Origin of the sequence: Pseudomonas sp. CFBP13508, from assembly GCF_005233515.1 — a bacterium.
Lineage (GTDB): Bacteria > Pseudomonadota > Gammaproteobacteria > Pseudomonadales > Pseudomonadaceae > Aquipseudomonas > Aquipseudomonas mercuritolerans.
This window is the reverse complement of the sequence record NZ_QFZZ01000007.1, coordinates 223,711-248,722: the sequence shown is the minus strand read 5'-3', so window position 1 is coordinate 248,722 and position 25,012 is coordinate 223,711. Positions and strand designations below refer to the sequence as shown.

Annotated in this window: 21 protein-coding genes and 3 tRNA genes; 19 read left to right on the top strand and 5 right to left on the bottom strand. The window is 60.1% G+C overall.

Annotated elements, in window-relative coordinates; genetic code table 11:
- Positions 1–22 precede the first annotated feature (22 nt).
- The 12 genes from tpiA to PspCFBP13508_RS20425 all read left to right on the top strand — a co-directional run bounded on the left by tpiA (position 23) and on the right by PspCFBP13508_RS20425 (position 10,567).
- Positions 23–778 (top strand): triose-phosphate isomerase, encoded by a 756-nt coding sequence (gene tpiA / locus PspCFBP13508_RS20485; RefSeq protein WP_137215530.1) that lies wholly within the window; start codon positions 23–25, stop codon positions 776–778.
- Between the two features lie 4 nt (positions 779–782).
- Positions 783–1,166, top strand: coding sequence for a preprotein translocase subunit SecG (gene secG / locus PspCFBP13508_RS20480; protein ID WP_016771756.1), 384 nt, complete (start codon positions 783–785; stop codon positions 1,164–1,166).
- A 22-nt stretch (positions 1,167–1,188) separates the two neighbouring features.
- Positions 1,189–1,274, top strand: a tRNA-Leu gene (locus tag PspCFBP13508_RS20475).
- A gap of 97 nt (positions 1,275–1,371) precedes the next feature.
- Positions 1,372–1,448, top strand: a tRNA-Met gene (locus tag PspCFBP13508_RS20470).
- A 139-nt stretch (positions 1,449–1,587) separates the two neighbouring features.
- A complete protein-coding gene (gene rimP / locus PspCFBP13508_RS20465) occupies positions 1,588–2,046 on the top strand; it encodes a ribosome maturation factor RimP (RefSeq protein ID WP_007973115.1) in 459 nt (152 codons plus the stop codon).
- A gap of 47 nt (positions 2,047–2,093) precedes the next feature.
- Positions 2,094–3,575: a transcription termination factor NusA gene (nusA, locus tag PspCFBP13508_RS20460; RefSeq protein WP_024011569.1), complete on the top strand. Its 1,482-nt coding sequence runs from the start codon at positions 2,094–2,096 to the stop codon at positions 3,573–3,575.
- Positions 3,576–3,602: 27 nt separating this feature from the next.
- Entirely contained in the window at positions 3,603–6,131 is a 2,529-nt protein-coding gene (infB, locus tag PspCFBP13508_RS20455) for a translation initiation factor IF-2 (RefSeq protein WP_024011570.1), read from the top strand.
- A 159-nt stretch (positions 6,132–6,290) separates the two neighbouring features.
- Positions 6,291–6,692, top strand: a complete 402-nt coding sequence (rbfA, locus tag PspCFBP13508_RS20450) for a 30S ribosome-binding factor RbfA (protein WP_016771753.1) — start codon at positions 6,291–6,293, stop codon at positions 6,690–6,692.
- Between the two features lie 4 nt (positions 6,693–6,696).
- On the top strand, positions 6,697–7,614 hold the full coding sequence (truB, locus tag PspCFBP13508_RS20445) for a tRNA pseudouridine(55) synthase TruB (protein ID WP_024011571.1): 918 nt from the start codon (positions 6,697–6,699) through the stop codon (positions 7,612–7,614).
- Between the two features lie 143 nt (positions 7,615–7,757).
- On the top strand, positions 7,758–8,027 hold the full coding sequence (gene rpsO, locus PspCFBP13508_RS20440; protein WP_016771751.1) for a 30S ribosomal protein S15: 270 nt from the start codon (positions 7,758–7,760) through the stop codon (positions 8,025–8,027).
- 204 nt (positions 8,028–8,231) lie between these two features.
- Positions 8,232–10,337, top strand: a complete 2,106-nt coding sequence (gene pnp / locus PspCFBP13508_RS20430) for a polyribonucleotide nucleotidyltransferase (RefSeq protein ID WP_024011572.1) — start codon at positions 8,232–8,234, stop codon at positions 10,335–10,337.
- Positions 10,338–10,494: 157 nt separating this feature from the next.
- Positions 10,495–10,567 (top strand) — tRNA-Thr (locus tag PspCFBP13508_RS20425).
- Between the two features lie 20 nt (positions 10,568–10,587).
- On the opposite strand, the gene PspCFBP13508_RS20420 is transcribed toward PspCFBP13508_RS20425, so the two are convergent.
- Complete coding sequence (locus PspCFBP13508_RS20420; protein ID WP_122601821.1) at positions 10,588–10,929, bottom strand: type II toxin-antitoxin system HicB family antitoxin; 342 nt, start codon at positions 10,927–10,929, stop codon at positions 10,588–10,590.
- Complete coding sequence (locus PspCFBP13508_RS20415; RefSeq protein WP_122692821.1) at positions 10,926–11,177, bottom strand: type II toxin-antitoxin system HicA family toxin; 252 nt, start codon at positions 11,175–11,177, stop codon at positions 10,926–10,928. Before PspCFBP13508_RS20415 ends, PspCFBP13508_RS20420 begins: the two co-directional genes overlap by 4 nt.
- Before the next feature lie 354 nt (positions 11,178–11,531).
- Here PspCFBP13508_RS20415 and PspCFBP13508_RS20410 point away from each other — a divergent pair, with 354 nt between their 5' ends.
- On the top strand, positions 11,532–11,831 hold the full coding sequence (locus tag PspCFBP13508_RS20410; RefSeq protein ID WP_137215529.1) for a DUF6388 family protein: 300 nt from the start codon (positions 11,532–11,534) through the stop codon (positions 11,829–11,831).
- A gap of 101 nt (positions 11,832–11,932) precedes the next feature.
- Here the strand turns inward: PspCFBP13508_RS20410 and nadC are convergent, their stop codons facing one another.
- Entirely contained in the window at positions 11,933–12,781 is an 849-nt protein-coding gene (gene nadC, locus PspCFBP13508_RS20405; protein ID WP_016771747.1) for a carboxylating nicotinate-nucleotide diphosphorylase, read from the bottom strand.
- Between the two features lie 267 nt (positions 12,782–13,048).
- On the opposite strand from nadC, the gene PspCFBP13508_RS20400 reads away from it, so the two are divergent.
- The 4 genes from PspCFBP13508_RS20400 (at position 13,049) to PspCFBP13508_RS20380 (ending at position 18,997) form a co-directional block, all read left to right on the top strand.
- Positions 13,049–15,229: a DUF1631 domain-containing protein gene (locus PspCFBP13508_RS20400; protein ID WP_137215528.1), complete on the top strand. Its 2,181-nt coding sequence runs from the start codon at positions 13,049–13,051 to the stop codon at positions 15,227–15,229.
- Positions 15,230–15,293: 64 nt separating this feature from the next.
- Positions 15,294–15,854: a 1,6-anhydro-N-acetylmuramyl-L-alanine amidase AmpD gene (gene ampD, locus PspCFBP13508_RS20395; protein ID WP_137215527.1), complete on the top strand. Its 561-nt coding sequence runs from the start codon at positions 15,294–15,296 to the stop codon at positions 15,852–15,854.
- Positions 15,851–16,690 carry a regulatory signaling modulator protein AmpE gene (gene ampE / locus PspCFBP13508_RS20390; RefSeq protein WP_137215526.1) on the top strand — a complete coding sequence of 280 codons (840 nt, stop codon included), beginning with the start codon at positions 15,851–15,853 and terminating at the stop codon, positions 16,688–16,690. The genes ampD and ampE overlap by 4 nt, the downstream gene beginning before the upstream one ends.
- A gap of 276 nt (positions 16,691–16,966) precedes the next feature.
- Positions 16,967–18,997 carry a methyl-accepting chemotaxis protein gene (locus PspCFBP13508_RS20380; protein ID WP_137215525.1) on the top strand — a complete coding sequence of 677 codons (2,031 nt, stop codon included), beginning with the start codon at positions 16,967–16,969 and terminating at the stop codon, positions 18,995–18,997.
- Between the two features lie 124 nt (positions 18,998–19,121).
- Here PspCFBP13508_RS20380 and PspCFBP13508_RS20375 read toward each other — a convergent pair whose 3' ends face one another.
- Together PspCFBP13508_RS20375 and cra are read right to left on the bottom strand one after the other, a co-directional pair.
- Positions 19,122–19,898, bottom strand: a complete 777-nt coding sequence (locus tag PspCFBP13508_RS20375; protein WP_137215524.1) for a TatD family hydrolase — start codon at positions 19,896–19,898, stop codon at positions 19,122–19,124.
- Positions 19,899–19,901: 3 nt separating this feature from the next.
- On the bottom strand, positions 19,902–20,897 hold the full coding sequence (gene cra / locus PspCFBP13508_RS20370; RefSeq protein WP_137215523.1) for a catabolite repressor/activator: 996 nt from the start codon (positions 20,895–20,897) through the stop codon (positions 19,902–19,904).
- A 305-nt stretch (positions 20,898–21,202) separates the two neighbouring features.
- Between cra and ptsP the strand changes: the two genes are divergently transcribed.
- Together ptsP and pfkB are read left to right on the top strand one after the other, a co-directional pair.
- A complete protein-coding gene (ptsP, locus tag PspCFBP13508_RS20365) occupies positions 21,203–24,064 on the top strand; it encodes a phosphoenolpyruvate--protein phosphotransferase (RefSeq protein ID WP_137215522.1) in 2,862 nt (953 codons plus the stop codon).
- Positions 24,064–25,005: a 1-phosphofructokinase gene (pfkB, locus tag PspCFBP13508_RS20360; protein ID WP_137215521.1), complete on the top strand. Its 942-nt coding sequence runs from the start codon at positions 24,064–24,066 to the stop codon at positions 25,003–25,005. Before ptsP ends, pfkB begins: the two co-directional genes overlap by 1 nt.
- The last annotated feature ends 7 nt before the right edge of the window (positions 25,006–25,012 follow it).

The following is a 25,012-nucleotide window of genomic DNA, read 5'->3' as shown; positions in this document are numbered from 1 at the left end:
ACTTTGACCGACGAGGTGCAGCATGCGTCGCCCTATGGTAGCTGGTAACTGGAAGATGCACGGTACCCGCGCCAGCGTCGCTGAGCTGATCAACGGCCTTCGTCATCTGGCCTTGCCAAGCGGTGTTGATGTCGCGGTGTTCCCGCCTTGCCTGTATATCAATCAAGTGATTGATGGCTTGAAAGGCAAGTCGATTTCGGTCGGCGCGCAGAATTCTGCGGTGGAAGCCATGCAAGGTGCGTTGACTGGTGAGATTGCTCCCAGCCAACTGGTGGATGCAGGTTGTTCCCTGGTGCTTGTCGGGCACTCCGAACGCCGCCAGATTATGGGTGAGCGAGACGGGATGCTGAATCGCAAGTTCGCAGCGGCACAGGCATGTGGCTTGATTCCGGTGTTGTGTGTAGGGGAAACCCTCGAGCAGCGCGAAGCCGGAAAAACTCTTGAAGTTGTCGGGCGTCAGCTGGGCAGCATCATCGAGGAGCTGGGTGTCGGTGCCTTTGCCGGGGCAGTGATTGCATACGAGCCGGTCTGGGCCATTGGTACCGGGCTGACTGCAACGCCGCAACAGGCTCAGGATGTGCATAAAGCCATTCGCGAGCAGTTGGCGGCAGAGAATTCTGAAGTCGCACGAGGTGTGCGGCTTCTATACGGCGGCAGCGTGAAGGCGGCCAATGCGGTCGAACTGTTCGGCATGCCGGATATCGATGGGGGGCTCATTGGTGGAGCTTCCCTGAATGCAGATGAGTTCGGTGCGATCTGTCGCGCCGCGGGAAACTGAAAAAATGCTGGAAACAGTCGTAGTCGTTTTTCATCTGCTGGGTGCATTGGGCGTAGTTGCTCTGGTTTTGCTGCAGCAGGGTAAGGGTGCGGATGCTGGCGCGTCTTTCGGAGCAGGTGCTTCAAATACTGTGTTCGGAAGCCAAGGTTCCTCTACCTTTCTTAGTAAGTTTACTGCTATACTTGCCGCCGGTTTCTTCATAACCAGCTTGGGGTTAGGTTACTTTGCTAAAGAGAAAGCTCATCAGCTGACTCAAGCAGGTCTTCCAGATCCAGCAGTGTTGGAAGTACCTAAGCAACAACCGGCTTCTGATGATGTCCCGGTGCTTCAAGAGCAAAAGTCGGCTACTCCAGCGACTGACGTGCCTCCAGCTCAAGAGCAGAAGTAAGAAGAGTTTCAAACGTAGTATTGCCGAGGTGGTGGAATTGGTAGACACGCAACCTTGAGGTGGTTGTGCCCATAGGGTGTAGGGGTTCGAGTCCCCTTCTCGGTACCAATTAGTCAGGAGAGCCCGCTGTTGCGGGCTTTCTTGCAGGTGGAAGGTTACATTGACCCTAAAAGGGATCGGTCGTATACTTCCGCCCCAGCTTTGTCGCGGGGTGGAGCAGTCTGGTAGCTTGTCGGGCTCATAACCCGAAGGTCGTCGGTTCAAATCCGGCCCCCGCAACCAGTTTAAGGAGCCCCTTTTAAGGGGCTTTTTGTTAGCTGGATACTTTCAACGCCGCTGTTCGACGGCGTTTCAAGGATGGGCGTTATGCCCATTTTTTTATTTTGCAAAGCATGCACATATCATGCACTAGGGGGTTCAGGTGTCGAGCAAGCTAGAAGAGTTGCAGGCCTTGCTGGCCCCGGTGGTCGTGGCCCTGGGCTATGAATGCTGGGGTATCGAGTTTTCGGCTCAGGGTCGTCACTCGATGTTGCGCGTTTATATCGATAAAGAGGGTGGCGTGCTGGTGGACGATTGCGCCATTGTCAGCCGTCAGATCAGCGGTGTTCTGGATGTTGAAGATCCTATCTCCGTTGAGTACACCCTTGAAGTTTCCTCGCCTGGCATGGAGCGCCCGCTGTTCACTCTTGAGCAGTTTGCCAAATTTGCCGGTGAACAAGTGAAGATCAAGCTGCGCTCGCCTTTCGAAGGTCGACGCAACTTTCAGGGCCTTCTGCGCGGTGTAGAAGAGCAGGACGTCGTGGTGCAGGTAGAAGACCACGAGTTCCTGTTGCCGATCGATATGATCGACAAGGCCAACATTATTCCCAGTTTTGACTGAGACGCGGATCCCGCGGATCCAATGGCTTGCGAAAGGCGAGGCGTACGATGAGCAAAGAAGTACTGCTGGTTGTTGAGTCGGTATCCAATGAAAAGGGTGTACCGGCAAGCGTAATTTTTGAAGCGCTGGAGCTGGCTCTGGCCACTGCTACCAAAAAGCGTTTTGAAGACGAAGTGGACCTGCGTGTGGAAATCAACCGCCACACCGGTTCCTACGAAACCTTCCGTCGCTGGACGGTCGTCGAAGAGAATGATCTCGACGATCCGGCCATCGAGACCTGGCCAAGCAAGGTTGCCGAAACGCATCCTGGTGCCAAGGTCGGTGACGTCGTCGAAGAGAAAATCGAATCCATCGAGTTCGGCCGCATCGCTGCACAGACTGCCAAGCAGGTCATCGTGCAGAAAGTTCGCGAAGCCGAGCGTGCTCAAGTGGTCGACGCCTATCGCGAGCGCCTGGGAGAAATCATCTCAGGCACCGTGAAAAAAGTTACCCGCGACAACGTGATCGTCGATCTGGGCAACAATGCCGAAGCATTGCTGGCCCGTGAAGACATCATTTCTCGCGAAACCTTCCGTGTCGGCGTGCGTCTGCGTGCGCTGCTCAAGGAAATCCGCACCGAGAACCGCGGCCCGCAGCTGATCCTGTCGCGTACCGCGCCGGAAATGCTGATCGAGCTGTTCCGTATCGAAGTGCCGGAAATCGCCGAAGGCCTCATCGAGGTCATGGCCGCCTCCCGTGATCCGGGTTCGCGTGCCAAGATCGCCGTCCGCTCCAAGGACAAGCGCATCGACCCGCAAGGCGCCTGCATCGGTATGCGCGGTTCGCGCGTCCAGGCGGTATCGGGTGAGTTGGGCGGTGAGCGTGTTGATATCGTGCTGTGGGACGACAACCCGGCCCAGTTCGTGATCAACGCCATGTCCCCGGCCGAGGTTGCGGCAATTATCGTGGACGAAGATGCCCATGCCATGGACATCGCCGTTGGCGCAGACAATCTGGCTCAGGCCATCGGTCGCGGTGGTCAGAACGTGCGTCTGGCCAGCCAGTTGACTGGCTGGACCCTGAACGTGATGACCGAATCGGACATCCAGGCTAAGCAGCAAGCAGAAACCGGCGACATCCTGCGCAACTTCATCGACGAGCTGGAAGTCGACGAAGAACTGGCTCAGGTGCTGGTAGATGAAGGCTTCACCAGCCTGGAAGAGATTGCCTACGTACCGGTGGAGGAAATGCTCAACATCGACGGCTTTGACGAGGACATCGTCAACGAGCTTCGTGCTCGCGCCAAGGATCGCTTGTTGACCAAAGCCATCGCTACTGAGGAAAAGCTGGCAGACGCCCATCCGGCCGAAGACCTGCTCTCGCTTGAGGGTATGGACAAGGATTTGGCGATGGAACTGGCGGTGCGCGGCGTAATTACCCGCGAAGACCTGGCCGAGCAGTCTATTGACGACCTGCTCGACATCGACGGCATTGACGATGATCGTGCCGGCAAGTTGATCATGGCCGCCCGAGCCCACTGGTTCGAGTAATTAGGCGCGGCCTGAGGAGAGAAGTGCATGACGCAAGTCACGGTGAAACAACTGGCCGATGAGGTCAAAACACCGGTAGAGCGCCTGTTGCAGCAGATGCGTGAGGCAGGTCTGCCGCACACCGCCGCCGACGAAAATGTGACTGACAGTGAGAAGCAATCCCTGCTGACTCACTTGAAGAGCAGTCACAAGGCGAAAGTGGAAGAACCACGCAAGATCACGCTGCAGCGTAAAACCACCAGCACCCTGCGTGTGGCTGGTAGCAAGAGCATCAGCGTTGAAGTTCGCAAGAAGAAAGTTTTCGTACAGCGCAGCCCGGAAGAAATCGAAGCCGAGCGCAAGCGTGAACTGGATGAGCGTCGCGCAGTAGAGAATGCTGCCCGTCAGAAGGCTGAAGAAGAAGCCAAGCAGCGCGCCGAAGAAGAAGCGCGTCGCCAGCCTGCTGCTGCGCAAACCGCTGCCAGCGACGCCGTTGCGGCGCCGGCTGCCGCTGCCGAACCTGTTCGCGAAAGCGCACCGGTGGCTGCTGCTCCTGCTCCATCGGCTGACGTTCGCAACAAGCAGAACGAACAGCGCCGTCCGGACAAGCCACGTGCCGACGACAACAATCGTCGCAGCGGTGGTGGTGATGGCGAGCGCAAAAACGCTCCGCATCGCGCATCGGTCAAAGAAAAAGCCCCGGCGCCACGTGTGGCGCCACGCACTACCGACGAAGAAAGCGATGGCTTCCGTCGTGGTGGTCGCGGCAAGGCCAAGCTGAAGAAGCGCAACGCCCACGGTTTCCAGAGCCCGACCGGCCCTGTCGTGCGTGATGTGCAGATCGGCGAGACCATCACTGTTGGCGATCTGGCCAACCAGATGTCGGTCAAAGCGGCTGAAATCATCAAGTTCATGTTCAAACTGGGTACCCCAGCGACCATCAACCAGGTGCTTGATCAGGAAACTGCTCAACTGGTAGCCGAAGAACTGGGCCACAAAGTGACCCTGGTCAGCGACACCGCTCTGGAAGATTCCCTGGCCGAGTCCCTGAAGTTTGAAGGTGAGTCGTTCTCCCGTGCACCAGTCGTGACCGTAATGGGCCACGTTGACCACGGTAAGACTTCCCTGCTCGACTACATCCGTCGTGCCAAGGTAGCTGCTGGCGAAGCCGGCGGTATCACCCAGCACATCGGTGCATACCACGTTGAGACTGATCGCGGCATGGTCACTTTCCTCGACACCCCGGGTCACGCTGCGTTTACCGCAATGCGTGCCCGTGGTGCCAAGGCGACCGACATCGTGATCCTCGTGGTTGCAGCGGACGACGGCGTGATGCCGCAAACCATCGAAGCGGTTCAGCATGCTCAGGCAGCTGGCGTGCCGCTGGTGGTAGCAGTGAACAAGATCGACAAGCCGGGCGCCGATCTCGATCGCATCCGCAGCGAGCTGTCGGTTCACGGCGTGACTTCCGAAGACTGGGGTGGCGACACACCATTCGTTCCGGTTTCGGCGAAGATGGGTACTGGCGTGGACGAGCTGCTTGAAGCCGTTCTGCTGCAGGCCGAAGTTCTCGAACTGAAAGCTACTCCGTCGGCTCCTGGCCGTGGTGTGGTGGTTGAATCGCGTCTCGACAAGGGTCGTGGCCCGGTGGCAACCGTGCTGGTTCAGGACGGTACGCTGCGTCAAGGCGACATGGTCCTGGTCGGTTCGAACTACGGCCGTGTACGTGCCATGCTCGACGAGAACGGCAAGCCAATCAAGGAAGCCGGTCCATCCATCCCTGTCGAGATCCTCGGCCTGGACGGTACCCCGGACGCTGGCGACGAGATGAGCGTGGTTGCCGACGAGAAGAAAGCCCGTGAAGTGGCTCTGTTCCGTCAAGGCAAGTTCCGCGAAGTCAAACTGGCTCGCGCTCATGCCGGCAAGCTGGAAAACATCTTCGAAAACATGGGTCAGGCCGAGAAGAAGACGCTCAACATCGTCCTCAAATCCGACGTCCGTGGTTCGCTGGAAGCGTTGAACGGTGCCTTGAATGGCTTGGGCAACGACGAAGTACAAGTGCGCGTCGTGGGTGGCGGTGTCGGTGGTATCACCGAATCCGACGCCAACCTGGCACTGGCTTCCAACGCTGTACTGTTCGGCTTCAACGTGCGTGCCGATGCCGGCGCTCGCAAGATCGTCGAGCAGGAAGGTCTGGATATGCGTTACTACAACGTGATCTACGACATCATCGAAGACGTCAAGAAAGCCCTGACCGGCATGCTCGGCAGCGATGTTCGCGAGAACATCCTGGGTGTGGCCGAAGTGCGTGACGTGTTCCGTTCGCCGAAGTTTGGCGCGATCGCCGGTTGCATGGTGATCGAAGGTGTCGTGCACCGTAACCGTCCGATCCGTGTACTGCGTGAAGACATCGTTATCTTCGAAGGCGAGCTGGAATCCCTGCGCCGCTTCAAGGATGACGCTTCCGAAGTACGTGCCGGCATGGAATGCGGTATCGGCGTGAAGAGCTACAACGACGTCAAAGTCGGCGACAAGATCGAAGTCTTCGAGAAGGTTCAGGTTGCTCGCAGCCTCTGACTCGCGCACTTCAAGGGCCACGATGGGCCGTAGCATGCAAATGCACGGCACAGCGTCCGGACTCTAAACGCAACGCCCGGTCTGGCTTTTGTCAGGCCGGGCGTTTGCCGCTTTCAGACCTTGCGGGTTTCACCGCTGGGCAGTAACAGGTAACAAATCATGGCAAAAGAATACAGCCGTACCCAACGTATCGGCGATCAGATGCAGCGCGAGCTGGCGCAACTGATCCGTCGCGAAGTCAAAGACCCGCGCGTCGGCCTGGTCACCATCACTGCTGTGGAAGTGTCCCGTGACGTTGGTCACGCGAAGATTTTCATCACCGTGATGGGCCAGGACAACGCTGAAGACATCGCGCAAAGCATCAAGGTGCTCAATGCCGCCGCAGGCTTCCTGCGTATGCAGCTGGCTCGCGAAATGAAGCTGCGCAGCGTGCCGCAATTGCACTTCCACTACGACGAATCCGTCGTGCGTGGCGCGCATCTGTCGGCGCTGATCGAGCGCGCCGTGGCTGAAGACAATCAGCACGTTGCCGCTCCTGCACCTGAAGACACCAAGGAGTAATTCGGTGGCTCAGGTCAAACGTATCCGTCGTAACGTCAGCGGCATCATCCTGCTCGACAAACCGTTGGGGTTCACCTCCAACGCCGCGTTGCAGAAGGTGCGCTGGCTGCTCAATGCCGAGAAGGCCGGGCACACCGGCAGCCTCGATCCGTTGGCCACCGGCGTGTTGCCGCTGTGCTTCGGCGAGGCGACCAAGTTCTCGCAATACCTGCTCGATTCCGACAAGGGCTACGAGACCCTGGCGCAACTGGGCAAGACCACCACCACGGCCGATGCCGAAGGCGAGGTTTTGCAGGAGCGTCCGGTGACCGTTGGTCGCGCCGATGTCGAAGCGGTCCTGCCGAAATTTCGTGGGCAAATCAGTCAGATACCGCCGATGTACTCGGCACTCAAGCGTGATGGCCAGCCGCTGTACAAACTGGCACGTGCAGGCGAAGTAGTGGAGCGCGAACCGCGTTCTGTTACTATTGCGCGCTTGGAATTGCTGGCCTTCGAAGGCGATACTGCGCGGCTTGCGGTGGACTGCAGCAAAGGCACCTATATTCGCACCCTGGTGGAGGATATCGGTGAGCAACTCGGTTGTGGTGCGTACGTCGCAGAATTGCGCCGGACCCAGGCCGGGCCTTTCACCCTGGCGCAGACCGTGACCCTCGAAGAGCTGGAAGCGGTACATGCCGAAGGCGGCAACGAAGCGGTCGATCGCTTCCTGATGCCATCGGACAGCGGCCTGCAGGATTGGCCGTTGCTGCACTTTTCCGAAGCGAGCGCGTTCTACTGGCTCAACGGCCAGCCGGTACGTGCCCCGGATGCGCCGAAGTTCGGCATGGTACGAGTACAGGATCACAATGGTCGCTTCATCGGTATCGGTGAAGTGAGCGAAGACGGGCGCATCGCGCCGCGTCGCTTGATTCGGTCAGAATGACCGGAACCGGTCTGCGTTAAGCGGGCCGGCGAGTGTGGCTGTTAACAGGCATGGTCACTACTCATTTATAGATACAGGGATTTGTCCCTGGCCTGTTGAAGCTGTTTCCCTGAAACAGTTTCCTGATAAGGAAGGATTGCCTCATGGCTCTCGACGTTCAAGAAAAAGCTCAAATCGTTGCTGACTACCAGCAAGCTGTTGGTGACACTGGTTCGCCAGAAGTGCAGGTTGCACTGCTGACCGCCAACATCAACAAACTGCAAGGTCACTTCAAGGCCAACGGTAAAGATCACCACTCCCGTCGTGGTCTGATCCGCATGGTTAACCAGCGTCGCAAGCTGCTGGACTACCTGAAAGGCAAGGACGTAAGCCGGTACGCCGCGCTGATCGCTCGCCTGGGTCTGCGTCGCTAATCAGCGATTGCGCTATGAGGTTGGTGGTCTGTCGGGCGTCAGCGGTTTTCCGCTGGCGCCTTGCAGGCTCCCAGCCTCAAGTTTTATCTGCAGCATGGCTTTACCTGTAGCACCCGGACAATTGCCATCGGGCCGATTCCCGAGATTGCCCAAGAATTCGCAAGAAACCGTTTCCCCCAAGAGCCACAAAGAAGGTAGGACACCGTGAACCCGGTAATCAAAAAATTCCAGTTCGGTCAATCGACCGTTACCCTCGAGACAGGCCGTATCGCCCGTCAGGCCTCCGGCGCAGTATTGGTCACCGTTGACGACGACGTCAGCGTGTTGGTGACTGTTGTCGGTGCAAAGCAAGCCGATCCGGGCAAGGGCTTCTTCCCTCTGTCCGTGCACTACCAGGAAAAGACTTACGCTGCCGGTAAGATCCCTGGCGGTTTCTTCAAGCGTGAAGGCCGTCCTTCCGAGAAAGAAACCCTGACTTCCCGACTGATCGACCGTCCGATCCGTCCGCTGTTCCCAGAAGGCTTCATGAACGAAGTGCAGGTTGTCTGCACCGTCGTTTCCACCAGCAAGAAGACCGATCCGGACATCGCTGCGATGATCGGTACCTCGGCTGCCCTGGCCATTTCCGGCATTCCGTTCGACGGCCCAATCGGCGCCGCTCGCGTGGCTTTCCACGAAAGCACCGGCTACCTGCTGAACCCGACTTACGAGCAGCAAGCCGCTTCGAGCCTGGACATGGTCGTTGCCGGTACTTCCGACGCCGTGCTCATGGTTGAATCGGAAGCCAAAGAACTGACCGAAGACCAGATGCTGGGCGCGGTACTGTTCGCTCACGACGAATTCCAGGTTGTGATCAACGCTGTGAAGGAACTGGCTGCCGAAGCCGCCAAGCCAACCTGGAACTGGGCTCCTGCGCCAGAAGCCACCGAACTGCTGGGCGCTATCCGTGCCGAGTTCGGCGAAGCGATCTCCCAGGCTTACACCATCACCATCAAGGCCGACCGTTACGCTCGCCTGGGTGAGCTGAAGGACCAGGTGGTTGCCAAGCTGTCCGGTGAAGAAGGCCAGCCAAGCGCTGCTGAAGTCAAAGCCGCCTTCGGCGAAATCGAATACCGCACCGTTCGCGAAAACATCGTTAACGGCAAGCCACGTATCGACGGTCGCGACACCAAGACTGTACGTCCGCTGAACATCGAAGTCGGCGTCCTGCCAAAGACTCACGGTTCGGCTCTGTTCACCCGTGGCGAAACCCAGGCACTGGTTGTTGCAACACTGGGCACCGCCCGTGACGCGCAACTGCTCGACACCCTGGAAGGCGAAAAGAAAGACCCGTTCATGCTGCACTACAACTTCCCGCCGTTCTCGGTAGGCGAGTGTGGTCGTATGGGTGGCGCCGGTCGTCGCGAAATCGGTCACGGCCGTCTGGCCCGTCGTTCGGTTTCGGCCATGCTGCCAGCCGCTGACGTGTTCCCGTACACCATCCGCGTGGTGTCGGAAATCACCGAATCCAACGGTTCGAGCTCGATGGCTTCCGTGTGCGGTGCTTCCCTGGCACTGATGGACGCTGGTGTACCGATGAAGGCACCGGTGGCCGGTATCGCCATGGGTCTGGTTAAAGAAGGCGAGAAGTTCGCCGTCCTGACCGACATCCTCGGCGACGAAGATCACCTGGGCGACATGGACTTCAAGGTAGCCGGTACCGCCAAAGGCGTTACCGCACTGCAGATGGACATCAAGATCAAGGGCATCACCGAAGAGATCATGGAAATCGCTCTGGGCCAGGCCCTTGAAGCGCGCCTGAACATCCTCGGCCAGATGAACCAGATCATTGGCCAGTCGCGTACCGAACTGTCGGCCAACGCTCCGACCATGATCGCGATGAAGATCGATACCGACAAGATCCGTGACGTTATCGGTAAAGGTGGCGCGACCATCCGTGCGATCTGCGAAGAAACCAAGGCTTCGATCGACATCGAAGACGACGGCTCGATCAAGATCTTCGGCGAAACCAAGGATGCTGCAGAAGCTGCTCGTCAGCGCGTTCTGAGCATCACTGCAGAAGCCGAGATCGGCAAGATCTACGTCGGCAAGGTTGAGCGCATCGTCGACTTCGGCGCATTCGTCAACATCCTGCCGGGCAAGGACGGTCTGGTGCACATCTCGATGCTGAGCGATGCTCGCGTAGAGAAAGTCACCGACATTTTGAAAGAAGGTCAGGAAGTGGAAGTGCTGGTACTGGACGTGGACAACCGCGGCCGTATCAAGCTGTCCATCAAAGACGTGGCAGCTGCCAAGGCTTCGGGCGTTTAATCACCCCAACGCTTTAGCGCAATGAAGATGCCCCCGCCGTGCAAACGGCGGGGGCATTTTTTTATCTGAAATAAAGAAATTGTAGTTCTCAAAAGAAAACCATCAGACAACCCACAAATTTGCCGCAGCTCGAGACCGGTGCTAGGTTTAGCCCACCGCCCGTGTAGCTCAGCCGGTAGAGCAGCGCACTCGTAACGCGAAGGTCGCAGGTTCGATTCCTGTCTCGGGCAAAAAATTTTCGCCGTCGGTTTTATGCGTGGTGTTGGAGGTATTCGTTCAGTGCTTGACGTGTCAGATCATTCAGCGACAAATTTTGACGGGTTGCCGCCAGAGCCGCTGCTAAATGCAGATCGTGACCGATGCGAACATTGAACGATCCTTTGCATGGGATTTCAGGCTTCTGCCCGAGCTGCTGACAGGTTTGTAAATAGTCATCTACCGCCTCGCGAAAGGCTGCTTCCAGTTCAGCCACCGTTTGTCCTTCATAATTAACCAGCGCCCTGATGAAAAGGAGTTTTCCGAACAGGCACTTATCTTCCGTGCTCGCCTCGATAGAGCCAACATAGCCTTTGTAGTGCAGCTGGGAACTCATGGAATCAGGCCTCCTGTTTTCAGTTGCTCGATAATCTGACGTCTTGCGTATGTTTTGATTTCATTTCCGGGATGTGGCTTGTGCAGGTTGATCATTGCGCTCGGATTCCCGTTGTCGAATTTGATCCTGCTACCTGATCCTTCCAGCTGAGAGTAACCAAGGCGCCCCAACAGGGTAACAAGCTCGGACCATGTGAATGCGCTGTGGCCGTTGACTAGTTTGGCGAGAAGTTTTTCAGTCTTTGACATGCTGGCCTATGATTGCAACTGAATATAGTTGCCTGTTTTTGGGCGGTCAATGTGAAGGTTTCGTTCGCCTTGACCTCAAAGGCGATGGCGAGGATTTATACGCAGTGAATTTCGCGCATGGAAACAGGAAACTGTAACCAAGCGCATACCACCCTTCATTTCATTCCGCCGGTTGCACTGGCTTGCGTCTCTGTTAGGATTCCTTCGTACCAGACAAGCAAGCGCCGTTGTTTTCAGATGATCCACGAATGGTCCTGAAGGCCAGGAAAAACCGAGCTTCCAATGACTTCCTGCGTCAGAGAGATCCTTGATGATCCAGATCCATCCTCCATTCCTAAGATCAGCGAGAACCCCATGACTGAATTGACCCAACAGCAACGCCACGAACAAGCGCTGGAAAAATACCTTCTGGATGTGCCGGACCTGAAGGAAGAGATCAAGGACCTGAGTCCCGATGATCAGAAAGACCAGATCCAGTGGGCCTTCGAGGACGAAGCCGAAGCGCGGGGCTTGCAGCCGTGGGAGCTGACCCTCAAGTACACGAGCACGCCGGAGGAGTTCGAGGCGCAGCGCCTCGTGCTGCACAAGGAAGCGGCGGAAGTATTGGGTGTCGAGTGGTATGAGTACTGCGAGATGAATAATCTCGTCGTATAAGAGCAGATGCGAGCTTCTAGCTTCTAGCTACAAGCTGCAAGTCAAAGCAAAGTCGCTTGGCTTGTAGCTTGTAGCTTGTAGCTTGTAGCTTGCCGCTGCGTTTAGAGGCTCAGTCGCATCGACAGGTCCACCGCTTTGACATCCTTGGTCATCGCACCAATCGAAATGTAATCCACGCCCGTTTCGGCGATCGGCAGCAGCGTGCTTTCGTTGATGCCGCCGCTGGCTTCCAGTTTGGCTTTGCCGGCGGTCAGGCGTACCGCTTCGCGCATGTCGTCCAGGCTCAGTTCGTCGAGCATTATGATGTCGGCGCCGGCTTCCAGCGCCTGCTTCAGCTCTTCAAGACTTTCCACTTCGATCTCCACCGGTTTGCCCGGGGCGATCTTGTGTGCGGCGGCCACGGCTTCGGCGATGCCGCCGCTGGCGGCGATGTGGTTTTCCTTGATCAGGAAGGCGTCGTACAGACCGATGCGGTGGTTGTGGCAGCCGCCGCAGGTCACTGCGTATTTCTGTGCCAGGCGCAGGCCGGGAAGAGTTTTGCGAGTGTCGAGCAACTTGACCTGCGTCTCGCCGACGAAGTCCGCCAGGTACTGCGCGCGCGTCGCCACGCCGGACAGCAACTGCAGGAAGTTCAGCGCGCTGCGTTCCCCCGTCAGCAGTGAGCGCGCGGGGCCTTCCAGATGAAACAGAGGCTGATTGGCTTTGACCCGCTGGCCGTCGACCACTTGCCAATGCACCGCTACACGCGGATCGAGCTGGCGAAACACCGCATCGACCCACGCGGTGCCGCAGATGACGGCGTCGTCACGGGTGATGATGGTGGCTTTGGCCAGGCGTTCGGCCGGGATCAGTTGCGCGGTGATGTCGCCGCTGCCGACGTCTTCGAGCAACGCACGGCGCACGTTGTTTTCGATTTCGGCGGTCAGATCGGCGAGACGTAGATTCGGCATAACGAACTCCACAAACAAAGTGGTTCGATTATAGGGGCAGGGCGCGAGCCAACCCAAGGCGAGAACGCGCGTGCCTGACGCATCTGGTCGATTTTTTCTGAGCCGAGTGCGTGGGCGTGGCGTATAGGGGAAACCCTGAGGCCTATAGCATCGTCGACATCTTTTGCCAGATAATCCGCCTTGTATTTGACGTCATGGCTTTGACGAACGACTCCGCTGGGGCAGTGTCGAAAGCGACGAACCGAATCACCGTTTCAGGAGGCTTGGATGCGCAACGACGGGAAAGTGGTGCCTTTGCACCGGGCGACTGCCGATCTGGCGGACCACTCGCCGCTTGCCCGCTTGCCGGTGATTCTGTTGCAGGTTCGCGACAAGGCGGCGCAGCAGCTGCGCCACGATTTGCAGGAGCTGTTCGATAACGCCGACGACACGCTGTTCGAAATGGCCGACCGGGCGCGCAACGACGTCGATCAGAACATCTTTTTCGAAGCCATGCGCGACCTGCGCCTCAAGCGCAAGAACATCGAGCGCGGCTTTCTTGAACTGTTCTTTGAGGCTTTCGCCAGCCTTACCCAATACGATCCCGCCGCCAACACCCTGCCACGCACGCCGGTGGTCGAAGAATCGGCGCCGCGCACCGATGCCATGGAGCGCACCGTGGCCGTGCAGACCATGGTCAGTCGCGTGCTCAAGCGCGACGGCTTCGCTCTCGATCAACTGACTGCACGCTTCAGCTCCATGCTCGGCAAGCGTCTGGACGATCAGCACAACCCGCTGAGTCCGGCGATGCTCTGCGAATATTTCCTGCAGGCCGGGCGTAACCTCGGCGTCGAGATCAAGGTCAAGCTGATCCTGCTCAAGCTGTTCGAACGCTATGTGCTGGCTGACACTGAGCAGCTGTATGGCGAGGCCAATCAGCTGTTGCTCGCCACCGGCGTGTTGCCACATCTGAAGCCCGCCATGGCTCGTCGTGTTGTCGAGCCTGCGGACAGCGACACATTGATTGAAGATCTCGGCGAGTCGCCGCCAGCGGACGAAGGCGTCGAGGAAGTATTCGTGGCGATGCAGCAATTGCTCGCCCAGGTGCGTGGCCGCGTCACACCCACACTGGAACCCGGCGCCCCGGCGCACCCGATCAATACCCGTGATCTGCTGCGCTTGTTGTCGCACTTGCAGCAATACGTACCGGCGCTCGAGGCTCAGGAAGATTTCGATCTGCGCCATCAGCTCGAGCAGCTGCTGACCCGGGTCAGCGTCAGAAGCGGCCGCTCCCGTGTCGTCGCGCCCGCAGACGAAGATGTGATCAACCTGATCGCCATGGTCTTTGACTGCATCCTCGATGATCGCAACCTGCCTGACGCGCTCAAGGCGCTGATCGGCCGATTGCAGATTCCGATGCTCAAGGTCGCCGTGCTCGACAAGAGTTTCTTCAGCCGCAGCACGCACCCGGCGCGGCGCCTGCTCAACGAAATCGCCGAGGCCGCAATGGGCTGGAGCGATTTTGACGGCGCTGAGCGGGACAGCCTCTACGTGCGCATCGAGCAAGTGGTGCAACGCTTGCTGAGTGATTTTGTTGACGACCCGGCGATCTTCTCCGAACTGCTCGCCGACTTCCTCGCCTTCACCCAGGAAGAACGCCGCCGCACCGAACTGCTTGAACAACGCTTGCGCGATGCCGAGGAAGGCCGGGCGAAGGCCGAGCTGGCTCAGCATCGCGTTGCGCAGGCGTTGCAACAGGCGCTGCTGGGCAAAGTGCTGCCGGCGACGGTGGTGAGTTTCGTCCAGCAGGCCTGGAGCAAAGTGCTGTTGCTGACCTGCCTCAAGCACGGTGATCAGTCCGCCGAATGGCACGCCGATGTGCAGACCATGGAACAGTTGGTCTGGAGCGTGCAGCGCCATGACGACGGCGAATCCAGCCTGCGCCTGCTGGCACTGGTCCCGGGTTTGCTCAAGTCGCTGCGCGATGGCCTCAGCAGCACGGCTTTCGACCCGTTTGCCACCAGCGAATTCTTCAGCGAGCTGGAGGCTCTGCACGTGCGCGTACTGGAGCGTTCCGACGAAGCCGAGCACAGCGTTACGCCGCTGATCGAAATCACGCCCGAGGTCTTGCAGCACAGCGCCGACCAGGCAGCAGCCGCCCCGGCGCCGCGCCTGGCGCAAGACGCTGCCGGTCTGTCTCAGGTCGAGCAGTTGCGTGTGGGCCACTGGGTGGTGTTCGACGCAGACGACGAACAGACCTTGCGTTGCAAACTCGCCGCGATCATCGAAGAGACCGGCAAATATGTCTTCGTCGACCGCACCGGGACGAAGGTGCTGGAGCACAGCCGCACCGACCTCGCCTTGGCTTTCAGCCGAGGCGCCGCGCGTGCGCTGGATGACACCTTGCTATTCGACCGCGCACTGGAATCGGTGCTGGGCGACCTGCGGCGACTCAATCGCGGCAAGTGATCGCGCGGTGAGGGCGGATCGCGGCATACTGGGCGCCCACATGGTCGGCGTTGAAGGAATCGGTATGCAGTTGGATCCCGCGAGCGGGTGGTGTCATGGCGTGCAGATCTGCCCGTCGCCCAACTTCAATGAGCGCCCGGCGGGCGAAGTGTCCCTGTTGGTCATCCACAACATCAGCCTGCCGCCGGCGCAATTCGCCACGGGCAAGGTGCAGGAATTTTTCCAGAATCGTCTGGATGTCACCGAACACCCGTACTTTGCAGGCATCGCTGACCTGCGCGTCTCGGCGCATTTCCTGATCGAACGTGACGGCAAGATCACCCAGTTTGTCTCCTGTCTTGCGCGGGCGTGGCATGCCGGCGTTTCGCTGTTCGAAGGCCGCGAAACCTGTAACGATTTTTCCGTGGGCATCGAGCTGGAAGGCACCGATGATCTGCCGTTTACCGACGAACAGTATCGAGCGCTGACGGCGCTGACCCGGCAGTTGCAGAAACGTTTTCCGGCGATCACCGATCAGCGTATCTGTGGCCACAGCGATATCGCGCCGGGGCGCAAGACCGATCCGGGACCGGCATTCGACTGGGCACGCTACCGCGCAGCCCTGGCAAAAGAGGAAGGACAATGAGTTTTCTGGTGTTACTGCTGGCGGTGTGGATCGAGAAGTTTTCGGCCCTGCGTCATCGGCTTCAACGCGACGGCGGATGGATCCGCGAACTGCACAAACTCGAAAACAGCAAACGGCTGGCCAGGCAACCGTGGCTGGTGCTGACGATTCTGGTGCTGTGCCCGGTGGCGTTGCTGGCGCTGTTGCTGCTGGTGCTGGAACCGGTGGCGTACGGTCTGCTGGCGCTGCCGGTGCATTTGCTGGTGGTGATTTACAGCCTCGGACGCGGCGATCTGCTCGGCGGCCTCGGGCCGTTCCGCGATGCCTGGCGCCGTGAGGATCTGCAAGCGGCGGCCCACGTGGCCAAGCGCGACCTGGACATCTGCGCCGACAGCGGCGAGCAATTGCTTGAACAAGTGCAGGGGCATCTGCTGTGGCAGGCCTACCAGAGTTTCTTTGCGGTGATCTTCTGGTATTTCCTCCTCGGCCCGGTGGCGGCATTGGCCTATCGCCTGTTGGCGCTGGCCGAAGAGCACGGCAGCACTGTGGCGCTGGTCGAGCGTGCGGCACAGCTGCGTCATGCCTTCGATTGGGTGCCGGTGCGTTTGCTGGCGGCGAGTCTTGCATTGGTCGGCAACTTCGTCGCGGTCAGCCGGGTGATGCTGCATGAGCTGCTGAACTGGAACATCAGCGCTGCGCAGTTGATCAACAAGGTCGGCCTGGCCGCCGGGGAAATCCCACCGCCAGTGGTCGGCCCGGACGGCATCAATACCCTCGATTGCCTGTGGGAACTGCTGCTGCGTGCGGCGGTGCTGTGGTATGCCGGGTTTGCCTTGTGGACGGTTCTGGTTCACTGATACCCAGAGTGAAACTCATTGTGGCGAGGGGATTTATCCCCGATGGGCTGCGCCGCAGCCCTGAAAACCCTGTTCCACCATTCATCAGATACAACGGCTATTCAGCTATTAGGGGCGCTGCGCGCCACATCGGGGATAAATCCCCTCGCCACAGTTAACCATAAGTTACAAAACCTCCCGCCGATTTACGCTATACAGAGATAGCGCCCGATAGTGGCTATCTGCTGTCGTCCCGCGCCTGCCAATAAAAACAAGAAAAACCAAGGGAGACTTCCAGTGAAGAGCTTGCTCTATCCCGCCGTCTCGCTGATGAACCGTCTGAGCTTCGGCATGAAGTTCAGTCTGATCAGCGTGCTGTTCCTGGTGCCGATGCTGGTGACCAATTTCTATCTGGTGCGCGATTCCTATCGCGAATTTCAGGGCACCCGCGTCGAACTGCAAAGCCTCGACCTGTTGGGCAGCAGCCTGAGCCTGCGCCGGGATCTGGAAACCCTGAACAATCTGGTGCAGATCGATGTCAGCCTCGGCCAGTCCGGCAAGGCCGGCAATGTCGAAGCGCAGATCCAGACGCTGGAGCAAGCCGTGCTCGCGCGCCTCGAAGGGCTGACGGCGATGACCGAGGATCCCGAACAGATCAGGCAGTTCGAGGCCAAGCGCGATGAAATGATCGCCGCGTTCAAGGCCCAGCAGGCGGAGAGCTCGCTGCAAAGCAAAAGCGCGTTGATCGGCAAGTTGCTGGCCAGTGCGCAGATTTTCAGCCAGATCATCACCAGTCAGGCCGGGTTGAGCCGCGATAATCAGAGCGACATTCGCCAGCTCAGCGAACTGGTCACGCTGATTACCCCTAGCGTCACGCAGACCCTCGGCGAGGGCCGGGCGATGGGTTCGTATTCGTTGGGTCAGGGCTTTCTCAACAGTTCCTCGAGCACGCGTTTTGACGAGCTGCTGGTGCAGATCGAAAAACTCCAGGCCGAGTACGCCCTGAAACTGCAGGACGCCCTCGGCTCCAGCAACGCCGCACGCGAATCCCTCAGTGCCCAGGCCGACAGCAGCAAGGCTTCGCTCAAGCAGGCCAGCGAGCTATTCGAAGAGCAAGTGGTGATGGCCGACACCCTCGATGCGCCGTGGCAGGCATTCTACGATCAGGTCACCGGGCTGATGGAACACACCTATCAGCTCAATCAGGCCACGCTGAAATTCCTCGACAACCAGTTGCAGCAGCGACTGGCGCAGAACCGCACGCACATGATTCTGCAAGCCTCGGCGCTGTCGGTGGTGTTCGTGCTGATTTTCTATCTTTATGGCGGTTTCTACGCCTCGACCCGCACCACTCTGAAAAGCCTGGGCGCGATGATGGACAAGGTCGCGGCCGGTGACATGACTGTCAACTTCAAGGCCAGCAGCCGCGATGAACTGGGCGAGTTGGGCGAGGTGTTCAACGGCACGGTGAAAAAGATTCACGACCTGATCGAGCGCGTCGGTCATACCGTCGGCGAGGTCGAACGTCAGGCCGGGCAGGTGGAAAGCGTGTCGGCACAGAGCAATCAGGCCGTGGCCGGGCAGCGTACGCAGATCGAACAAGTGGCGACGGCGATGAACCAGATGTCGGCGACTTCAATGGAAGTCGCTCGCAGTGCCGCCGCTGCGGTGAGCAGCGCCCACAGCGTCAACGATGAGACCCTGAGCGGTCGCGGGCTGGTGGAATCGCAGCAGGGCAGCATTGCCGCGCTGGCCAGCGAAATCGATCAGTCGGTGCTGGTGATCAATCAACTGGCCAGCGACAGCCAGTCGATCAGCCGTGTGCTAGAGGTGATCAAGAGCATCGCCGAACAGACCAACCTGCTGGCGCTCAATGCGGCGATCGAAGCCGCGCGAGCCGGCGAGCAGGGGCGCGGTTTTGCCGTGGTCGCTGATGAAGTGCGCACGCTGGCCAAGCGTACCCAGCAATCGACCGAAGAAATCGAGCAGATGATCGCCAAGCTGCACGGTGGCGTCGGCGCGGCGGTGAAGGCCATGGGCGTCAGCCATCAGATGGCCAACGGCACGGTTGGCCAGTCGGAAAAAGTCCAGCAGGCGCTGGAAAACATTCTTGGCGCGGTGGGCATGATCGTCGATCAGAACCAGCAGATCGCCGCTGCCGTCGAACAGCAGACCGCCGTGGCCCATGACATCGACCAGAACATCGTCGAAATCAACCGCGCTGGCGAACGCACAGCGCAAGGTGCGCACCAGACCGAAGATGCCAGCCGCGCGCTGTCGGCGCAGGTGGTTGAGCTCAAACAACTGATCAGCGCGTTTCGCGTCTGAAAGGCTGGAACCGGATCAAAAATGTGGGAGCGAGCCTGCTCGCGAAGGCGGTGGGTCAGGCATTGACGATGTCACTGACAGATTGCTTTCGCGAGCAGGCTCGCTCCCACAGGGGATGGCGGTGTTACCAGCCGAAGACTTCGCAGCAGTTGGCGGTGCTGGCGTTGGCCAGTTGTTCAGGCGTGATATTTATCAGCTCGGCCAACGCCGCACAGATTGCCGGCAAATGCGCCGGGCTGTTGCGCTGGCCGGGGAACATGGCGGGGGCCATGTCTGGTGAGTCGGTTTCCAGTACTACCGATTGCAGCGGCAGTTCCGGCAGCACCCGATGCATGCGCAATGCCTGCGGCCAGGTCGGTGCGCCGCCGAGGCCCAGTTTGAAACCAAGCTTGATGTATTCCCGCGCTTCTTCGCGGCTGCCGGCGAAGGCGTGGATGATGCCGGCGCGTTTGAGCTTGAAGCGCTTGAGCGTGGCGATCACCGCTGCGTGGCTGCGGCGTACGTGGATCAGCGCCGGCAACTCGAAATCCGCGGCCAGTTGCAGCTGCGCTTCAAACAATGCCTGTTGCCGTTCGCGATCGAGGGTTTCGATGAAGTAATCCAGACCGATCTCGCCCACCGCACACAGCTGACGATGTCCGCGCAAGCGCGTCAGCCAGTCCCCCAGCGCATGCAAATCCTCGGGCCGATGCTGATCGAGAAACACCGGGTGCAATCCGAACGCCGCGTACAGCTCGGCATCGCTCTGCACCAGATCCCACACCCGTTGCCAGTTGCCCTGATGCACGCCCAGCACGACGATGCGCCGCACGCCGAGAGCGCGGCTTTCGGCCAGCAACTCGGCGCGATCGGCGTCGAAGTCGGGGAAGTCGAGGTGGGTGTGACTGTCGATCAGCTCCACGCTTCAGTCCCGATGAATACGCTGCTTGAAGGTCCGCGCGATGGCTTGCACGCCCGGTTGGTAGTCATCCTGCTCGACCGCGGCCAGCGCCAGTTCCAGGGCCTTGTCGGCGATCAACTGGTGTTGCTGGGACATAGCGTTGACCGGCAGCGGCAGGAAATCCAGCAACTGCGTGTCGCCGAAGGTGCCGAGGCGCAGCGGCCGTGATTTCAGCGGGAAATCATGCAGGGCATCGAACACGCCTTGCAGCAGCACATAGGAGGTGGTCACCAGTGCGTCAGGCAAATGCCCCAGACGCTGCAGGAGTTCTTCCATCAATTGCTTGCCGCACTCGCGGCTGAACGACTCGGCGTGCTCGACCAGCACCTCGCCTTTGAAATCTTTGAGAGCCTCGCGGAAACCGGCGGCACGCTCCTGGCTGATGCTCAGTTCCGGGCGGGCGCCGAGGAGCACGATCTGCTTGGGCTGCGGATCGAGCAGGCTCTGGGTCAGATGCAGGCTGGCCTCGCGGTCGTCGCTGATCACCGAGCAGAAATGCTCCGGCTCCATGACCCGGTCGATGGCGATGATCGGCAGACCCTTGGCCTGCAGCTGCCGATAGCTGTCATCACCGGCCGGCAGGCAACTGGCAACGATCAGTGCATCGCAGCGACGCGCGCGGAACAGTTGCAGCAACTGGCGCTCGCTGTCCGGCGCATCGTCGGAACTGGCGATCAGCAGTTGATAGCCGCGAGCCCGCGCGCCTTGTTCGAGCAACTTGGCGATCCGCGCGTAACTGGGGTTTTCCAGATCCGGCAGGATAAAGCCCAGGGTGCGCGTGTGCCGACTGCGCAGGCCGGCCGCTTGCGGATTGGGCGTGAAGCCATGCAGATCAACCACCGCGCGCACGCGCTCGACGGTCGCGTGGCTGATGCGTTGCTGTTCGGCCTTGCCGTTGATGACGTAGCTGGCGGTGGTGACGGAGACGCCGGCCAACCGCGCGATATCACTGAGTTTCAACCCGGTATTTCCTTGTTTTTTCGAGCATGCCGCGACATTTTCGCCAATCCTACCCGATAAGGGCAGCCGACTTATTGTCTACGCGCTTCCGACAAGTTGGACTTCAAGGATGAGACATTATCGAGTAACGTGCCGATCAATCTAGATTAAACGTTTCAGCAAGCGTATTTTCTACGTTTTAGACGCCTTTGGCCGGTCCTGCCGTGAAACCGCCAAAACTGCCGCTGAAAAGCGCGGCAGAGCGCCTAAGCTGTGAACCATTCAAAACAATACCTGGCGTTGAACTGCGCCAAAAAGGAGATCGCATGCTCGAGCTCACTATAGAGCAGATATCCATGGGCCAGTCGGCCGTGGATAAACCCGCTGCCCTGCAATTGCTGGCCAGTCATCTGGTCGCCGACGGTCTGGTTGCCGACGGCTACCTCGCCGGCCTGCAGGCCCGGGAAGCCCAGGGCTCGACCTTTCTTGGTCAAGGCATCGCCATTCCCCACGGTACGCCGGAAACCCGCGATCAGGTATTCGCCACCGGCGTGCGCCTGATGCAGTTTCCCGACGGCGTCGACTGGGGCGATGGCCAGATCGTCTATCTGGCGATCGGCATCGCGGCGAAATCCGACGAACACCTGCGCCTGCTGCAACTGCTGACCCGCGCCCTCGGCGAGACCGATCTGGGCCAGGCCTTGCGTCGCGCCAGCTCCCCCGAAGCGCTGCTTAAACTGTTGCAAGGCGCGCCGCAGGAACTGGCGCTGGATGCGCAGATGATCGGCCTCGGCGTGTCGGCCGACGATTTCGAAGAACTGGTCTGGCGCGGCGCACGTCTGCTGCGTCAGGCCGATTGTGTGAGCAACGGCTTTGCCGGCGTGTTGCAGCAAGTCGAAGCGCTGCCACTGGGCGATGGCCTGTGGTGGCTGCACAGCGAGCAGACCGTGAAGCGTCCGGGGCTGGCGTTCGTCACCCCGGACAAACCGATGCGCTACCTCGGCCAGCCGCTCAGCGGACTGTTCTGCCTTGCAAGCCTGGGCGAAGCGCATCAGGCGCTGCTCGAGCGTTTGTGCGCGTTGCTGATCGAAGGTCGCGGCCACGAACTGGGCCGCGCCACCAGCAGCCGCAAAGTTCTCGAAGTGCTCGGCGGTGAACTGCCGGCCGACTGGCCGAGTGCACGTATTGCCCTGGCCAATGCCCATGGTTTGCACGCACGACCAGCGAAGATTCTTGCGCAACTGGCGAAGAGTTTTGATGGCGAAATCCGCGTGCGCATCGTCGACAGCCAGGACAGCGCCGTGTCGGTGAAGAGCCTGAGCAAACTGCTCAGTCTCGGCGCCCGCCGCGGTCAGGTGCTGGAGCTGATCGCCGAGCCGAGCATCGCCGCCGATGCCTTGCCGGCCCTGCTCGCGGCGATTGAAGAAGGCCTCGGTGAGGAAGTCGAGCCGCTGCCGGCCGTGAGTCAGCAGCGCGAAGTGATCGCCGACATCGCCGAAGTATTGATCGCGCCGGCCTCCGGCAGCCTGTTGCAGGCGATTCCTGCCGCACCGGGCATCGCCATCGGTCCTGCGCACATTCAGGTGCTGCAAGCCATCGATTACCCGTTGCGCGGCGAATCTGCCGCGATCGAGCGCGAGCGCCTCAAGCAAGCGCTGAGCGACGTGCGCCGCGACATCCAAGGCTTGATCGAACGCAGCAAGGCCAAGGCGATTCGCGAGATTTTCATCACTCACCAGGAAATGCTCGACGACCCGGATCTGACCGACGAAGTCGACACCCGCCTCAAGCAAGGTGAAAGCGCCGAAGCGGCGTGGATGGCAGTGATCGAAGCCGCCGCCAAACAGCAGGAATCGCTGCAGGACGCTTTGCTCGCCGAGCGTGCCGCCGATCTGCGTGACATCGGTCGTCGCGTGCTGGCGCAATTGTGTGGCGTGCAGACCGCGAATGAACCCGAGCAACCGTACATTCTGGTGATGGACGAAGTTGGCCCGTCCGACGTCGCGCGCCTGGACCCTGCGCGAGTGGCGGGGATTCTCACCGCGCGCGGCGGCGCTACCGCGCACAGCGCCATCGTCGCCCGCGCGCTCGGTATTCCAGCACTGGTCGGCGCGGGTGCAGCGGTGCTGTTGCTCGAGCCCGGCACGCCGCTGTTGCTCGACGGTCAGCGTGGCCGTCTGCATGTCGACGCCGATGCCGCGACCCTCAAGCGTGCCGCTGAAGAGCGCGACACCCGCGAGCAACGCCTGAAGATCGCCGCCGAACAACGCCATCAACCGGCGCACACCACTGACGGTCACGCCGTTGAAGTGTTCGCCAACATCGGCGAAAGCGCAGGGGTGACCAGCGCGGTGGAGCAGGGCGCCGAAGGCATTGGTCTGCTGCGCACCGAACTGATTTTCATGGCCCACCCACAGGCGCCGGATGAGGCGACCCAGGAAGCCGAATACCGTCGCGTCCTCGATGGTCTGGCCGGGCGGCCGCTGGTGGTGCGCACGCTCGACGTCGGCGGCGACAAACCGCTGCCGTACTGGCCGATCGGCAAGGAAGAAAATCCGTTCCTCGGCGTGCGCGGTATTCGCCTGACCCTGCAGCGGCCGCAGATCATGGAAGCGCAACTGCGCGCCTTGCTGCGCTCGGCCGACAACCGTCCGCTGCGGATCATGTTCCCAATGGTCGGCAGCGTCGAAGAGTGGCGCCAGGCCCGCGACATGACCGAACGCCTGCGTCTGGAAATTCCAGTCGCCGACCTGCAATTGGGGATCATGATCGAGGTGCCATCCGCCGCACTACTCGCGCCGGTTCTGGCCAAGGAAGTCGACTTCTTCAGCGTCGGCACCAACGACCTGACCCAATACACCCTGGCCATCGACCGTGGTCATCCGACGCTGTCTGCACAAGCGGATGGCTTGCACCCGGCAGTGCTGCAACTGATCGACATCACCGTGCGCGCGGCCCATGCCCATGGCAAATGGGTGGGTGTCTGCGGCGAACTGGCGGCTGATCCGCTGGCGGTGCCGGTGCTGGTCGGCCTCGGTGTCGACGAGCTCAGCGTGTCCGGGCGCAGCATTGCCGAAGTCAAGGCGCGCATCCGTGAACTCAGCCTGCCCCAGGCGCAAACCCTCGCTCAACAGGCCCTGGCCGTGGGCAGCGCGAATGAAGTGCGCGCATTAGTGGAGGCCCTGTAATGGCCAAGATTCTCACACTGACCCTCAACCCGGCACTCGACCTCACTGTCGAGCTGTCGCGGCTGGATGCCGGTCAGGTCAATCGCAGCGAGGAAATGCACACCCACGCTGCGGGCAAAGGCGTCAATGTCGCCCAGGTGCTGGCGGATCTCGGCCATCAGGTCACCGTCAGCGGCTTTCTCGGCGAAGACAATCAGCAAGCGTTCGAAACCCTGTTCGCCAAGCGCGGTTTCGTCGACGCGTTCATCCGCGTGCCGGGCGAGACGCGCAGCAACATCAAAGTCGCCGAACAGGACGGGCGCATCACCGACATCAACGGTCCGGGGCCAATGGTCGATGCAGCGGCGCAGCAAGCCTTGCTTGATCGCTTGCAGCAGATCGCACCGGGGCACGATGCGGTGGTGGTCGCCGGCAGTCTGCCGCGCGGCGTCACGGCGCAGTGGCTGCGCGAGCTGATTGAACGGTTGAACGCGCTCGGCTTGAAAGTCGCCCTCGACTCCAGTGGTGAGGCCTTGCGCGCGGCGTTGCTGGCCAGCCCCTGGTTGATCAAGCCGAACACCGAGGAACTCGCCGATGCATTAGGTTGCGAAGTGGTCTCGCCAATCGCCGAAGCACAAGCCGCTGCACGCTTGCACGGCCAAGGCATCGAGCACGTGGTGATTTCCCACGGTGCCGACGGGGTCAACTGGTTCAGCGTCGGCTCGGCCCTGCACGCCACGCCGCCGAAGGTCAGCGTGGCCAGCACGGTCGGTGCCGGCGATTCCTTGCTCGCCGGCATGCTCCACGGTCTGCTCAGCGCCGACACCCCCGAGCAAACCCTGCGCACCGCCACCGCGATTGCGGCGATGGCGGTGACCCAGATCGGTTTTGGCATCAACGACGCTGCGCAACTGGCGCAGCTCGAACAGGGCGTGCGCGTGCGTCCCCTGACAGAACAATAAGAGGGTT

Excerpts from the sequence above, each read along its gene's own strand:
- tpiA (WP_137215530.1), top strand. The coding sequence starts at position 23 with ATGCGTCGCCCTATGGTAGCTGGTAACTGGAAGATGCACGGTACCCGC.
- secG (WP_016771756.1), top strand. The coding sequence starts at position 783 with ATGCTGGAAACAGTCGTAGTCGTTTTTCATCTGCTGGGTGCATTGGGC.
- nusA (WP_024011569.1), top strand. The coding sequence starts at position 2,094 with ATGAGCAAAGAAGTACTGCTGGTTGTTGAGTCGGTATCCAATGAAAAG.
- infB (WP_024011570.1), top strand. The coding sequence starts at position 3,603 with ATGACGCAAGTCACGGTGAAACAACTGGCCGATGAGGTCAAAACACCG.
- rbfA (WP_016771753.1), top strand. The coding sequence starts at position 6,291 with ATGGCAAAAGAATACAGCCGTACCCAACGTATCGGCGATCAGATGCAG.
- rpsO (WP_016771751.1), top strand. The coding sequence starts at position 7,758 with ATGGCTCTCGACGTTCAAGAAAAAGCTCAAATCGTTGCTGACTACCAG.
- PspCFBP13508_RS20420 (WP_122601821.1), bottom strand. The coding sequence starts at position 10,929 with ATGAGTTCCCAGCTGCACTACAAAGGCTATGTTGGCTCTATCGAGGCG.
- PspCFBP13508_RS20415 (WP_122692821.1), bottom strand. The coding sequence starts at position 11,177 with ATGTCAAAGACTGAAAAACTTCTCGCCAAACTAGTCAACGGCCACAGC.
- PspCFBP13508_RS20410 (WP_137215529.1), top strand. The coding sequence starts at position 11,532 with ATGACTGAATTGACCCAACAGCAACGCCACGAACAAGCGCTGGAAAAA.
- nadC (WP_016771747.1), bottom strand. The coding sequence starts at position 12,781 with ATGCCGAATCTACGTCTCGCCGATCTGACCGCCGAAATCGAAAACAAC.
- PspCFBP13508_RS20400 (WP_137215528.1), top strand. The coding sequence starts at position 13,049 with ATGCGCAACGACGGGAAAGTGGTGCCTTTGCACCGGGCGACTGCCGAT.
- ampD (WP_137215527.1), top strand. The coding sequence starts at position 15,294 with ATGCAGTTGGATCCCGCGAGCGGGTGGTGTCATGGCGTGCAGATCTGC.
- ampE (WP_137215526.1), top strand. The coding sequence starts at position 15,851 with ATGAGTTTTCTGGTGTTACTGCTGGCGGTGTGGATCGAGAAGTTTTCG.
- ptsP (WP_137215522.1), top strand. The coding sequence starts at position 21,203 with ATGCTCGAGCTCACTATAGAGCAGATATCCATGGGCCAGTCGGCCGTG.
- pfkB (WP_137215521.1), top strand. The coding sequence starts at position 24,064 with ATGGCCAAGATTCTCACACTGACCCTCAACCCGGCACTCGACCTCACT.